Origin of the sequence: Caballeronia sp. dw_276 (assembly GCF_018449635.1) — a bacterium.
GTDB lineage: Bacteria > Pseudomonadota > Gammaproteobacteria > Burkholderiales > Burkholderiaceae > Caballeronia.
The window spans coordinates 123,042-137,175 of sequence record NZ_JAAVUV010000008.1 but is presented as its reverse complement, the minus strand read 5'-3'; the positions used below and the strand labels follow the sequence as shown (position 1 = coordinate 137,175).

Here is a 14,134-nt window from a genome sequence, read left to right as displayed (position 1 = left end):
GTTTTTTCATTATATTTGTCTCTGACTTGTTATAGATTGTGATTAAAAGGCCGACAACCATCTCAATAAAACCGGCGCGAGTTTATAAACGCGCCGGTTTAAGGAGCGAGGCATCGGAGGGTTACTGCGGGGGACAACAGGGTGAAAAAAGCAGCGTTTCAATCCACCGTTACGGAACGGTGGATTGATCGATATCTAAGCGATCAAAGGAATCAGGCTTGGATCAGGCAAGCAAACAAGCGGCGGCAACTCCATGTTCAAGGGTTCGCAATGCTGGGACTTCCTGGGAGCAACGTGGCTCTGCAATCGGGCATCGAGTATGAAATACGCAACCGGTCGGCGGATTGATCGGGCTCGGAATATCGCTCGAAAGAATCTGCACGACCTTCGTCCGTTCGATGGCCGGATTCGGCACCGGCACGGCCGACAGCAACGCGCGCGTGTACGGATGGCGCGGCTGGGCGTAGAGCGAATGTTTATCGGCGAGTTCCATCACGTGGCCGAGATACATGACCATCACGCGATCCGAGATGTGCTTGACCACGGCCAGATCGTGAGCAATAAAAATCAGCGCGAGCTTCATTTCCTGCTGCAGCGACTTGAGCAAATTGACGATCTGCGCCTGGATGGACACGTCGAGCGCGGACACGGGTTCGTCGCAGACAATCAGCTTCGGCTCCACGATCAACGCGCGCGCAATGCCGATCCGCTGGCACTGTCCGCCAGAAAACTCATGTGCGTAACGGTTAATCATCTGCTCGCGCAAACCGACCTTCGCCATCATCGCGCGCACGCGTTGGTTCGTCTCGTCCTCCGACATCCCCGGCCGATGTTCCCGCAGCGGCTCCGCGATGATCTGCCCGACCGTCATGCGCGGATCGAGAGAAGCCAGCGGGTCCTGGAAAATCATCTGGATATCGGCGCGCACGTCGTGCCATTGTTTTACCGTTGCACCGCTCAGGTCCTGCCCCATCCACACGATCTTGCCGTGCGTCGCGGGAATCAGGTTGAGGATGGCGCGCGATAAAGTGGACTTGCCGCAGCCCGATTCGCCGACCACACCAAGCGTTTCGCCCGCCTTCAAGTCGAAGCTCACACCATCAACGGCCTTCAAAGTGCGCTTCGCCGCCCACGGCAGCTTGCTCTTTGCCTTGACGCTGAAGTGAACCTGGACGTCGCGTACGGACAGAATGGTTTGCTCAGGCATGGGCGACCTCGTGCAGCGACTTCATTTGTTCGACCGGCCTGTAACACGCGCGCAGCCAGGCTGGATCGCCGGCGAAGGCTTCGAGCGGCGGGGTTGATTCGGCGCAGCGCTGGCTGGCATCGATACACCGTTCCTGGAACGGGCAACCTGATGGCGGATGCGCCATGTTCGGCGGATTGCCGGGAATGCCGACAAGCGGCGCATCGCTTTGATCGAGACGCGGCAACGCGCGTAACAAGCCGATGGTGTACGGATGCGAAGGACGCGCAAACAGATCGTCCGCATTGCAATGCTCCATCACGCGGCCGCCGTACATGACCATGACTTTCTCGCAGAGGCCGGCAACCACGCCGAGATCGTGCGTGATCAGTACGATCGCCGTGCCGAAGTCATGCTGAAGGTTGCGCAAGAGCTGGAGGATTTGCGCCTGGACGGTGACGTCGAGCGCGGTCGTGGGTTCATCGGCGAACAGCACTTGCGGCTCGCATAAAAGCGCCATCGCGATCATCACGCGCTGGCGCATGCCGCCCGAAAGCTCGTGCGGGTATTGATCGATACGATGCGCCGCTTCCGGAATCCGCACAGCTTCAAGCATCTCGATCGCGCGTTTTTTTGCAGCGCGCCGCGTCATGTTCTTGTGCAGTTCGAGCACTTCCGTCATCTGGCGTTCGATCGTCAGATACGGATTGAGCGATGTCATCGGGTCCTGGAAGATCATCGACAAGCGGTTGCCGCGAATGCGGTTGAGCTTCTTCGACGGCATGGTCAGCAGGTCTTCGCCTTGATAGATTGCGCTGCCTTTTACACGGCCATTGCGCGCGAGCAAACCGAGCATGGCGAGCACGCTCTGGCTCTTGCCCGAACCCGATTCGCCCACAATGCCAAGCGTGCTGCCCTCTTCCAGATCGAAGCTCACGCCGTTCACCGCGCGAACCACGGCGTCAGGTGTATCGAAGGCGACTTCGAGATTATTTACCTTGAGCAATGACATGGTGCTTACCGATCCTTCGGGTCGAGCGCGTCACGCAGACCGTCGCCGACAAAATTGATGCAATACAGCGTCACCGACAACAGCGCCGCCGGGAACAGGAGAATCCAAGGCGACGTTTCCATCACGCCCACGCCGTCCTGAATCAGCACGCCCCAGCTCGTCATGGGTTCCTGCACGCCGAGCCCAAGAAACGATAGTACGGACTCCGTGAGAATCACGCCCGGCACGGTGACGGTCGTATAGATCGCGACGATGCCAAGCAGGTTCGGCACGATATGCCGCAAGATGATGCCGCTCGTCGATACCCCGATCGCACGCGCCGCCTCGACATATTCCTTCGAGCGGATCGCGAGCGTCTGACCGCGCACCACGCGCGCCATGTCCATCCACGAGAATACGGTGATGGTCAGCACCACGAGGTAGAACTCGCGGCCGAGCAGCGTCACCATCAGGATCGCGATCAGCAGATAGGGAATGGCATACATCATGTCGACGATGCGCATCATCGCGTTGTCCACGCGGCCGCCCACGAACCCTGCAATCGCGCCCCAAACAATGCCGAGCGTGACCGAAGTCAGTGTCGCCAGCGCGCCGATCATCAGCGACACACGCCCGCCGACGAGGCATCGCACGAGCAGGTCGCGGCCGGTTTCATCGGTACCGAACAAGTGCCAGTTGGCAAACGTTGGCGTGGAACTCATCATGTTCCAGTCGGTGGAATCGAAGGCGTTGGGCAATACGATCGGACCGACGATGCAGGCGAGCGTGATCAGAAAAAGAATCACGAGACTCGCGACCGCCGCCTTGTTGCGCGCAAAACGCAAGCGCGCGTCCTGCCACGGGCTGCGGCCTTCCACCGGCACGGCCAGCACGCTTTCGAGCGCGGGGACGAGCGTTCCTTGTTTCATTGCAGACCTCATGCGCATTGATTCGCGTTGACTCATTGATCAGTAACGGATTTTCGGATCGAGCCACGCGTATGCGAGATCGACCAGCAGATTGAGCAGCACCGCAACCACGGTCACCAGCACGACAAGTCCGAGCACCAGCGTGTAATCGCGATTTGCAGCGCCGTTCACGATCAGCTTGCCGATACCCGGCAGCGAGAACACGGACTCCGTGACAACGGCTGCGGTGATCGAGCCGATGGCAAGCGGCCCGATCACCGATACCACCGGGATCATGGTCGGGCGCAATGCGTGGCGCAGCACGACGGTCCACTGCGACAGGCCCTTCGCATAAGCGGTCCGGATGTAGTTGGTGTTCATCACTTCGATCAGGCTGCCGCGCGTTACGCGTCCGACCGTCGCCACGTTGATGATGGTGAGCAGCGCAATGGGAAGCACCATGTAGCGCACGTGGAAACCGTTCCAGCCGCCAGCCGGAAGCCACTTGAGAAGGATCGCGAACACGAGAATGAGTACCGGCCCGATCACGAACGACGGAAACGCGCTGCCCGCATTGCCGACGATCATCAGCAGGTAATCCGCGGGGCTATTCCTGTAGAGAGCCGCGAAGATGCCGAGTATCACGCCGAGCACGATCGCAAGCACCATCGACACGCCGCCGATGGTCAGCGATACCGGCAACGCCCGCAGCACGAGATCGTTCACGCTCCAGTCGGCGTATCTGAACGATGCACCCAGGTCGCCATGCAGGAGGCTGTTGAGGTACAGCAGATACTGCTTCCACAGCGGTTCGCCGAGATGGTATTTCGCCTGCAGGTTCGCGAGCACTTCGGCCGAGACCTTGCGCTCGCCGTCGAACGGCCCGCCGGGCGTCGCGTGCAGCAGCAGATAACACACCGTGACGACAATCAGCAGCGTCGGCACGGTCAGCAGTACACGCCTCAACGTATAAGACCACATGGAACTTCTCTCCTGGCGGCGTCGCGATCAATGTGCGTCGCGGCGGCCGCCTCATGGTGTTGCGGGAACGGGAGAGAGAGGCGTCAAGCCTCGCTCAGTGCTTCACGATATACAGATCCTTGCTGCGGTAACGGTCCATCGGGTTCTTCAGCGAATACCCGCCCACGTAGCTCTTCACGAGCCGCGCGACCGTGTATTGCAGGAGCGGCAGCATCGGATAGTCGTCCATCACGAGCTTCGCGGCTTGCGTCTGCAATTGCGTGCGCTTTGCCTGATCGGTGGTGGAATTCGCTTCCTTTACGAGCGCATCGGCCTTCGGATTGCAGTTGAAGTTGTCGTTCTGCTCCGAGCCGCACGAGACGAGCCCGAGGAACGTGGTCGCGTCGTTGTAGTCGGCGACCCAGCCGTTGCGCGCGATCTGATAGTCGCCGGAATGACGTTTCTTGGTCAGCACCTTGAATTCCATGGTGTCGATCTGCGTGTCGAGACCCAGTTTCGTCTTCCATTCCGATGCCGCAAAGATGGCCATCTTCTTGTGGTAATCGCTCGAGTTCATCGCGAAGTGAATCGTCGTGCCAGGTTTTACACCCGCTTGCACAAGCAGTTTCTTCGCTTCATCAACGCGCTTGGCCATCGGCCATGTGGACCAGTCGTATGCGGTGACATCGGCGCCCTTCACGCCCTTCACGGTCACGCCGTACGCCGGAATCTGCCCGTCGGCGGTGACGCGTTGGGCGAGGATGTCGCGATCGATCACCATCGACAGCGCCTGACGCACGCGCACGTCCTTGAGCAACGGGTCCTTGTTGTTGAACGAGTAATAACGCAAGCCGAGCATGGGCGAAAGCTTGATGTCGTTCGGGAAGTCCTGCTTGTATTTCGCGTACGTTCCCGACGGCAACTGATAGACCCAGTCGTTATCGCCTGACTGGAACAGCTTGATGTCCGTGGTTTCGCTCTCGACCGGCAGATAGGTGACCTGCGTCAACTGCACGTGCGCAGCGTCCCAGTAGTTGGGGTTGCGTGCGAGCACGAGCTTGCTGTTGACTTGCCAGTCCTTGAGCATGAACGCGCCGTTACCGACCAGCTTGCCGGGCTTCGTCCAGTCCTTGCCGAATTTATCGACGGCGGCTTTGTTGACCGGACCCAGATTCGTATTCGACATCAGTTCGGGAATGAACGACACGGGGCCCGGTGTCCTGACTTCGATGGTGTAGGCGTCAATGGCGCGAACGCCGAGCGAATCCAGCGGCTTCTTGCCCGCGATGATCTCAGCCCCGTTGAGCAGGAAAATGCCGAACGTCGTTGCGTAAGGAGACGCGATTTTCGGATCGACAAGACGTTGGCATCCATACACGAAGTCGTTGGCGACGACCGGTTCGCCATTGGACCACTTGGCGTTCTTTCGCAGATGGAAGATCCATGTCGTGGCATCTTTCTGTTCCCATTTTTCCGCAACGCCCGGGACGACTTCACCGTCAGAATTGGTCGCGGTCAGGCCTTCAAAAAGGTCGCGGGTCACGTTGTTCGACGGCACGCTTTCGGCCAGGTTTGGATCGAGCGTCTCGACCTCGGACGCGTTGTTGCGGATCAGTTCCTGCTTCGCGGCGAGCTGCATGCCGGCCGGTACGTTTGCCGCCTGCGCCGCAGGAATCGTGCTGGCCGCAACAACCACGCTCATAGCCAGTGCCGGCAGCCACTTGCGGCCGTTATTAAATATGCGGCACTCGACAGCATCGCCCGGACGAAAAAAAGCGTCAACGCGTGCGCTACGGGCAAAGAGTCCTGCAAACAACATCATGGGAATCCTTTTTATTTATCTGTACAACGGCGCAACGGGTCAAACACGCACCGGCCGAAACCAGCCTTTTACCTTATTTAGCGGGGCGTTCTGTGCAGAAATGTGTCAGCGTCCCATGCGTGAGCAACAACGTCGTTCCGGCCTGCTGCAGATCTCTCCTTTCCGCAACGGCTGTTTTGCTTATCTTTCAAACTGCTTTATTGACGATACGAATCGACAACAAATTCGAATTCGCCGGGAGTATTTCAGAGCAATAAAGTGGAATCCACTCACATGTACTTATAGTCCATGTGTTTTTATGTATGACTTTCGCCCTGCCGTGCATAACTTTTATGTTTTCGCACGAGCGTTTTTCTTCGGTCGGCAAGCATGGGCGGATCGCGCTACCATCGCGTCCTCACGGTTCACCAGCAGGCTCGCTACGATGATTCGTTTTCGCCAGATAGAAGCATTCCGTTCCTTGATCATGACCGGCACCAGCGTGGGCGCCGCACGCGCATTGCACGTCACGCAGCCCGCCATCAGCCGGCTGATCGCAGATTTAGAGGCCGACCTCGGTTTCAGCCTGTTCAACCGCGCAGGCGGACGGCTCAATCCGACCAATGCAGGATTGCGTTTTTTCAAGTCGGTCGAAGAAAATTTTCTCGGTCTTGACCGCTTGAAACAAGTGGCCGAACTCATTCGCGACGAAGCGTCGGAAGGACTGACCGTCGCATGCCTGCCGGTGCTTGCAAGCACCTTGCTGCCGCCCATCCTCGCCGATTTCGTCGAGCGCCACCCCGGGGTGCCGATCCGCGTCGATTCGGTCAAAGTGCCTGAAGTACTCACCATCCTCCAGAACCACAAAGCCGACGTGGCGATCAGCCAGGCGTTCGCGCCGGTTGCGGGCATCGAAGTGGAAAAATTGCTGAGCGCGCGCGGACAGTGTGCAATGCCGGCATCGCATCGGCTGGCGAAGAAAAAAGTCGTGCGTACGGCCGACTTGCGCGGCGAACGCATCATTGGATGGCTGCCGAATTCGCGTCAACCGTATGCCGCCGAGCAATCGTTGTTCGCAGCCGGCGAGGACCGCGCGAACTACACCGTGATGACCGACACCGCCCATACGCGGTACGCAATGGTCGCGGGCGGTCTCGGTGTGTCCATCGTGGAACCGTTCGCCGCGAAAGTGTGGCGCATGCATGGCGTGATCGTGCGGCCGTTCGAAGCCGCTATTGAATACGAGTACGTGCTGTCATATCCAAGCAGTGGCATTCGATCGGATCTGGTCGCGTCGTTCCGTGAGTCCGTGCTGCGCGTGGTGGCGACGTATTCCCTCGACGAAGCCCCGGTGCTCGCCGACGCATAAAAACACCGGATTTGCCAGCCTTTCGAAAGAATTCCGCCTCGTGGTATAAGCCCGGATGCGCATCTCAAAAAAGCGGTCGCCGGGAGATGACGAATACCCAATCAAGAGGAGGAGAAAGATGGCAATGAAGATATCCATGGATTCACTGCATCGCACGCGTTCGTTCGCGCTTGGAAGCGTCGCGGCGGCGGTGTTTGCGGTATCGGTGGGATTTGTTGAAAGCACGCCGGCTTACGCGAAGGTTGCACAGCAGCCGGTCGTACTGACGGCATCGGCTGTTGCGGTCGCGGATAAATTCGCCGCCGATGCCGCCGAGCAAATCTTTAAGCAAGGCGGCAACGCAGTCGATGCGGCCGTTGCAGTGGCGTTCACGCTCGCCGTGACCTACCCGGAAGCGGGCAACCTGGGCGGCGGCGGTTTCATGACGCTGTATGTGGATCATCGTCCGTACTTCCTTGACTATCGTGAGCGCGCACCGATCGCGGCCACGAAAAACATGTATCTCGACGACAAAGGCGAAGTCATCAAAGGCATGAGCCTTTATGGACATCGTGCGGTCGGCGTGCCGGGCACGGTCTCGGGCATGTGGGAAGCGCAAAAGCGCTTTGGCAAGCTGAAGTGGAAACAAGTGGTCGCGCCTGCCATCAAATACGCGCAGGAAGGCTTCGAAGTCAGCGACCAGCTGCAGGAACGCAAGGACGCGGCATCGAAGGAATTCGCGGGCAAGACCAACTTCGACAGTTACTTCGGAACCCTGAACAAAGGCGTGAACTTCAAGCAGCCGGAACTGGCCGCCACCTTGCAGCGCATCGCCGACAAAGGCGCGAAGGGTTTCTATGAAGGTCAGACTGCAAGCCTGATCGCCGACTCGATGCGCGGTCACGGCCTGATCACCGAACAGGACCTGAAGGAATACAAGGCGGTCTGGCGCACGCCGGTTCTGGCAAGCTGGAACGGCTACCGGATCATCACCGCGCCGCCGCCGAGTTCGGGTGGCATCGGTCTGGTTCAGTTGCTGAAAATGAAGGCCGATCTCAAGGACAAGTACGCAAACGTTCCGCTCAATTCGGCGCAATACATTCACCTGACGGCCGAAATCGAAAAACGCGTCTTTGCCGATCGTGCGCAGTATCTCGGCGATCCTGATTTCTACAAGGTGCCGATCGCGCAACTCATCAACGATGACTACATCCTGAAGCGCGCGTCTGAAGTGAATCCGGACACGCCGTCGGACACGAAGAGCGTGGTGCCGGGCCTCGGCACCACGATGCCCGAGAAGGCCGAAACGACGCACTTCTCGGTTGTCGACAAGTGGGGCAACGCGGTATCGAATACGTACACCATCAACGGTTATTTCGGCGCGGGCGTGATTGCCGACGGCACGGGGGTGGTGCTGAACGACGAGATGGACGACTTCTCGTCCAAGCCGGGCGTGGCGAACATGTTCGGCGTGGTCGGCAGCGACGCCAACGCAATCGAACCGCGCAAGCGTCCGCTTTCCTCCATGTCGCCGACCATCCTGACGAAGGACGACCAGGTTGCGATGGTGATCGGCACGCCGGGCGGCTCGCGCATCTTCACGTCGATCTTTCAGGTGATCAACAACGTCTACGACTTCTCCATGCCGCTGCCCGAAGCCGTCGCCGCGATGCGCTGGCATCACCAGTTGCTGCCGCCGAACACGATCTTCTGGGAGCCCTACAAGCCCATCGACGGCGATCTGGCGAAGGAACTCGAAGCGAAGGGTTACACGCTTCAGAAGCAGGGTTTCAACGGCGATATCCAGGCCATCAAGATCAACGACAAAACGCCTGAACCCGTCGCCGATCCCCGCGGACGCGGTGTGACGCGCGTGATTCAGTAAGCGTTGTAAGAAGCCTCGATGATGCAAAAGGCCAGGTCTTCGGACCTGGCCTTTTGCGTTCTCTCCCGCACGATAAAACCCGCCGACAAGCCCCTGGATTCACGCTTATAAGGATCGCGGCATGACTGGAATCCCATTTTTGAGATTGGATGCGGCGTGATGTTCGCCTAGTCTCTGTCCTGGCCCAGTCCAGCACACCGAATCTGGCCACTACTAAAAATACGACTTTCGAGACGACCCTGAAGACGGTTCACCGGCTTGTTCCCGGCCCGTTTCAGCATGCTGATAAAGGAGAACAACTCATGATGGAACCCCACGCCCAGCCGCTTCGCGGCATCGATATACAAGAGGACGAATCCGCGTCCACACAGGGCAAAACTCAAGGCGGCGCGATTGACCGCTATTTCCAGATCAGCGCGCGCGGCAGCACCCAGCGGCGCGAAGTGATTGCCGGCATCACCACGTTTCTTGCGATGGTTTATTCCGTATTCGTCGTCCCCGCGATGCTCGGAAAAGCCGGATTCGATACCCGCGCCGTGTTTGTCGCCGTTTGCCTGACAACCGCTTTTGGTTCGCTTTTGATGGGCGTCTGGGCGCGCTTGCCCATCGCGATTGGTTGCGCGATCTCGCTGACCGCCTTCACTGCGTTCGGGCTCGTGCTCGGCAAGGGACTTTCGCCATCCGTTGCGCTGGGCGCCGTATTCCTGATGGGCGTCACCTTTACGGCAATCTCCGTGACCGGCGTGCGCTCGTGGATCCTGCGCAATTTACCTGCGGGCGTCGCGCACGGGACAGGCATCGGGATTGGCTTGTTTTTGCTGCTGATTGCATCGAACGATGTTGGCCTGATCGTGAAGAACCCGGGCGCCGGCATGCCCGTATCGCTCGGTCATATCACCGCGTTTCCCGTGCTGATGTCCATCTTCGGGCTGGCCGCGATTCTTGGGCTGGAACGGCGTCGCGTGCCGGGCGGGATTCTGATCGTTGTGATCGGGCTGTCCGCGCTGGGTCTCGCGTTCGATCCGACCGTCCATTACACCGGCGTCTTCGCATTGCCGTCGCTGAGCGCGCCGGGGCATGCTTCCTTGATTGGTGCGATGGATATTCGCGGCGCGCTGTCGATGGCCGTGCTGCCGAGCGTGCTTGCACTCGTGATGACGGCAGTGTTCGATGCCACCGGCACCATTCGCGCGGTTGCGGGTCAGGCGGGTCAAATCGATGAAAACGGCCGCATTGTGAACGGCGGACGCGCGTTGACGGCAGATTCGGTCAGCTCGATTGTGGCAGCGTGCCTGGGCGGTGCGCCGGCAGCGGCTTACATTGAATCGACGGTGGGCGTTGCAGCGGGCGCGAAGTCAGGCTTGGCCGCTGCGACCGTGGGCGTGCTGTTTCTGGCGGTAATGTTCTTCTCGCCGATCGCAGGCCTCGTGCCCTCGTACGCAACAGCTCCGGCGTTGATGTATGTGGGTTTGCTGATGCTTTCGAGCGTGAGCAAACTACACATGGACGACCTGGTCGACGCCATGTCAGGGCTGGTCTGCGCGGTATTTATTGTGTTGTCGGCGAATATTGTGACCGGAATCATGCTCGGCTTTTGCACGCTCGTGATCGGGCGTGTAATTGCCGGCGAATACCGGAAGCTGAACGTTGGTACAGTCGTGATTGCTGCCGTGCTCGCCGTGTTTTACCTCGGCGGCTGGGCGATCTGACGCCCGACTTTCCTACCCGCAAATCGGCGTGCGAGAGCTGGAAATCTGCTCGATCGACGCGCCGACTCAACTAAACATTCAGCCCAGCCGATTTACTTCCGGCGATACGCTTCCGCCATCACAGCGCAGTTTTGCAGATGCAGGTTCAAAGCACGAACAGATTCGCGACGAACGACAGCTTTCGCCTTGCGGAACCATGAACCGAACGAAACGAGAACAGAACCTTGAGCGGCGGTTTTCATAAAGCACCTCAGCGTAGTTAGGGTATTTACCCCTAGGGAATACCCTTAATTATACGCATTTGGTGCTGCATTGCAAAAAAGTTTGAGAGAAAAGACGCAGGGGTCGTGTCGACGCAACGCTCAAGCCACGACCCGCGCCCCTCTCACGGCACAACCGACAGGAACAGGAACGTCGCGAAAATCACCAGATGGACCACGCCCTGCAGCACGGTAGAGCGGCCGGTGCCCAGCGTTAAAACGCTTACCAGCAAGGTCAGCGCAAGCAGCACGATCTCTTTCGGACCAAGTCCAAGCGAAATTGGCTGGCTGATGGCGATCGAGACGATCGCAACTGTCGGTATCGTCAATCCGATACTCGCCAACGCCGATCCCAACGCAAGATTCAGACTGGTTTGAAGCCGGTTCAACCGCGCGGCCCGCAACGCGGCAAGTCCTTCAGGCAACAGGACAAGCGCCGCGATCACTACGCCAACTACCGCCTCCGGCGCGCCAGCGCTCGCAACGCCCGCCTCGACCGTCGGCGAAAGCACCTTCGCCAGCCCAACCACGGCCAACAGCGAAAGCAGCAACAAACCGCCCGACGCGAGCGCGTAGCCATTCGTTGGCAGTGGCGCGTGGACGTCGTCGGGGCGGTTGGGATCGAGCGCAGGCACAGGCGGCAAAAAATAATCGCGATGCCGCACGGTCTGGATAAACACAAAAACGATGTACAGCACGAGCGACGTAATCCCGACAAACACAAGCTGCGATGTCGACAACCCCGGCCCGACGACCGTGCTCGTGAAATTCGGCAGCACCATGGTCAGCACCGACAACGCGCAAAGAATGGCGAGCGCAGCGCTCGCGCCGCTCAACTGGAAATTCTGTTCATGGTGGCGCAAGCCGCCGATCAGCAAGCAGATTCCGACAATTCCGTTGCAGCAGATCATGGCTGCAGCGAACACGGTATCGCGGGGAAGCGCCGCTTTTTCCGGACCACCCGTCAGCATCACGGAGACGATCAGCGCTACTTCAATGACCGTTACTGCGATTGCCAGAACCAGTGTCCCGAACGGTTCGCCCACGCGATGCGCCACCACTTCCGCGTGATGCACGGCGGCGAATACGGCGGCGGCGAGCGCGATGGCGGCCACGCCGAAGATCCAGCCGTTCGGAATAGCGATCGTCAATCCCAGGATAACAAGTGCGGCAAATGGTGCGATGCCCGTCCAGTCCAGCTTGAATTTCATCGATGCTCCAGGGCGGTAATGCAGGTAGATGGGTGGCAATAGCCGGCCGGCGAGTCTTGTACGTAATGCGTTTGCACGATCACGTCACCGGGCCGGGCTTGAATGCCGGAAGAGCCGTCAGATTACAGGTTCTCCTCAAAATAATCGGATTAAGCGCTTGCGGGAATGATGCTTAAGTGCGTGTACTGCGAAAGCGGTCGCTGCTGCACGCGAAACGCCGAAGAACGACAAACCGTTATGCATCAGTGAGTTGGTAAGTGCTTGCGCATGTTGTCCACATGGCTATCCACAAAATCTGTGGACAACTCCGACTTTGCTTTCGTTCGGCGAGATGCGCGATATGCCGGACGTCGTCGTTTCTAATGGTCAATCGTCTGAGCGGCACCGTGTTGTCGATAACGATAAAAAAGCGCGACCAGTTCATGAGTCGCGCTTCTTGTCAGGTCCAGTTTAAACGAACTTATTCGATGAATTCCGAATTCAGCGTGATCTTCGCGTTACCGGCGAAAAGTTTCGATACCGGGCAACCTTCCTTCGCGGCGTTCGCGAGCTTTTCGAAAGTGGCCTTGTCAGCGCCGGGAACCTTGGCCTTCACGTCGAGATGGCAAGCCGTGATCGAGAAACCCTCGCCGTCCTTGTCCAGCGTCACGGTAGACTTCGTTTCGATGCTTTCCGCCGTAAGGCCCGCCTGTGTCAGTTGCAGGGACAAGGCCATGGTGAAACAGCCCGAATGCGCCGCGCCGATGAGTTCCTCCGGGTTCGTTCCCGGGCCGCCTTCGAAGCGCGCGGCAAATCCATAAGGTGCATCCTTCAGTACACCGGTTTGCGTCGAAATGTAGCCTTTACCGTCCTTGATGCCGCCACTCCATTTTGCCGATGCTGTTTTTTGCACGAGTGTTCTCCAGTAAGTCAGGGTGGATTTGCCGCGCGGTGCCGCCGCAGCAAGGATTCGACCGCAAAGCCCGCGTTTGGTCCGAGCCGGCTTGGCGTGCCATCGGATTGAACCAAGCACACAGGATGCCCGAAAGCGCAGCGGGCAGGTTGATCGATATTGGGCGACGGCGCAATCCAGGCGCATGAATGGGTCCGCAATCCGGCGGTGCGCGCGTCGTGAATGGGTCTTTCACGGCATCTGAGACAAAGCCGAATGCGCGGTAAAATTTCGCACGAATTTTCAACGAGCCTGATATGACAAGCCCCACGCTGTACCTTGATGTCTGGTCTGACTTTGTGTGTCCCTTCTGCTATCTGGAATTGCCGGTCATCGACCAGTTCCAGAACGCTTATGGCGATGCCGTCGAAGTCCGCTGGCATGCGTTCGAGTTGCGCCCGGAACCCACGCCGCCGCTCGACCCCGATAGCGACCTTCTGCATCAGAGCTGGGAAACTTCCGTCTACCCGATGGCGACCGACCGCGGTCTGCTGATGCGCCTTCCGCCGGTTCAGCCGCGCAGCCGCAAGGCTTTCGAGACCGCGTTTTTCGCGCGCGAGTCGGGGCGCTTCGACGTCGTGCATCGGGCGATCTTCAAGGCGTTTTTCGAGGATGGCATTGATATCGGCGATACCGACGCGCTTCTCGACATTGCAGCCACGTGCGGGATCGATCCGGAATCGCTGGAGGAAGTCCTTCTCGGCGACGAACTTACGGACGCGGTGATCGAAGACGAGGAATTCGCGAAGAAGCTCGGCGTGACGGGCGTGCCGTTCGTGGTGCTGTCGCGCGATGGCGTGGGCGATCAAGAACCGCCGCCGCCCATCGCGCTGCGCGGCGCGGCGCCGATCGAGCACTTCCAGGCGGCGGTCGACCGGCTTTTCCCCGATGGTTTCCCGCCGGGCGCAAGCGGCGCGAGCCTGCCGTAAGCGGAATGGCGGCTC

General features: G+C 59.1%; 12 protein-coding genes. 4 read left to right on the top strand and 8 right to left on the bottom strand.

Translation table 11 applies throughout. The features are described 5' to 3' along the window. Positions 1-223 precede the first annotated feature (223 nt). From oppF to HB633_RS18385, 5 genes are all read right to left on the bottom strand, one after another. Positions 224-1,207, bottom strand: coding sequence for a murein tripeptide/oligopeptide ABC transporter ATP binding protein OppF (oppF, locus tag HB633_RS18405; protein ID WP_213779616.1), 984 nt, complete (start codon positions 1,205-1,207; stop codon positions 224-226). Continuing rightward, the gene (locus tag HB633_RS18400; protein ID WP_213779615.1) at positions 1,200-2,198 is read right to left on the bottom strand and encodes an oligopeptide/dipeptide ABC transporter ATP-binding protein; all 999 of its coding nucleotides are present in this window, start codon (positions 2,196-2,198) and stop codon (positions 1,200-1,202) included. The genes oppF and HB633_RS18400 overlap by 8 nt, the downstream gene beginning before the upstream one ends. Before the next feature lie 5 nt (positions 2,199-2,203). After that, entirely contained in the window at positions 2,204-3,106 is a 903-nt protein-coding gene (locus HB633_RS18395) for an ABC transporter permease subunit (protein ID WP_213779614.1), read from the bottom strand. Positions 3,107-3,145: 39 nt separating this feature from the next. Further along, positions 3,146-4,066, bottom strand: a complete 921-nt coding sequence (locus HB633_RS18390) for an ABC transporter permease subunit (protein WP_086381082.1) — start codon at positions 4,064-4,066, stop codon at positions 3,146-3,148. A gap of 94 nt (positions 4,067-4,160) precedes the next feature. Further along, a complete protein-coding gene (locus HB633_RS18385; RefSeq protein WP_213779613.1) occupies positions 4,161-5,747 on the bottom strand; it encodes an ABC transporter substrate-binding protein in 1,587 nt (528 codons plus the stop codon). A 544-nt stretch (positions 5,748-6,291) separates the two neighbouring features. Here HB633_RS18385 and HB633_RS18380 point away from each other — a divergent pair. The 3 genes from HB633_RS18380 (at position 6,292) to HB633_RS18370 (ending at position 10,788) form a co-directional block, all read left to right on the top strand. Continuing rightward, a complete protein-coding gene (locus tag HB633_RS18380) occupies positions 6,292-7,215 on the top strand; it encodes a LysR substrate-binding domain-containing protein (protein ID WP_213779612.1) in 924 nt (307 codons plus the stop codon). A gap of 136 nt (positions 7,216-7,351) precedes the next feature. After that, positions 7,352-9,079 (top strand): gamma-glutamyltransferase, encoded by a 1,728-nt coding sequence (gene ggt / locus HB633_RS18375; RefSeq protein ID WP_213779788.1) that lies wholly within the window; start codon positions 7,352-7,354, stop codon positions 9,077-9,079. 335 nt (positions 9,080-9,414) lie between these two features. Beyond that, positions 9,415-10,788: an NCS2 family permease gene (locus HB633_RS18370; protein ID WP_346730341.1), complete on the top strand. Its 1,374-nt coding sequence runs from the start codon at positions 9,415-9,417 to the stop codon at positions 10,786-10,788. Positions 10,789-10,880: 92 nt separating this feature from the next. Here HB633_RS18370 and HB633_RS18365 read toward each other — a convergent pair whose 3' ends face one another. The 3 genes from HB633_RS18365 to HB633_RS18355 form a co-directional block, all read right to left on the bottom strand. Further along, a complete protein-coding gene (locus HB633_RS18365; RefSeq protein ID WP_213779610.1) occupies positions 10,881-11,030 on the bottom strand; it encodes a hypothetical protein in 150 nt (49 codons plus the stop codon). Between the two features lie 143 nt (positions 11,031-11,173). Then, complete coding sequence (locus HB633_RS18360) at positions 11,174-12,259, bottom strand: ionic transporter y4hA (RefSeq protein ID WP_213779609.1); 1,086 nt, start codon at positions 12,257-12,259, stop codon at positions 11,174-11,176. 460 nt (positions 12,260-12,719) lie between these two features. Beyond that, a complete protein-coding gene (locus HB633_RS18355) occupies positions 12,720-13,151 on the bottom strand; it encodes an OsmC family protein (RefSeq protein ID WP_056365042.1) in 432 nt (143 codons plus the stop codon). Positions 13,152-13,447: 296 nt separating this feature from the next. On the opposite strand from HB633_RS18355, the gene HB633_RS18350 reads away from it, so the two are divergent. After that, positions 13,448-14,119: a DsbA family oxidoreductase gene (locus HB633_RS18350; RefSeq protein WP_213779608.1), complete on the top strand. Its 672-nt coding sequence runs from the start codon at positions 13,448-13,450 to the stop codon at positions 14,117-14,119. Positions 14,120-14,134: the final 15 nt, after the last annotated feature.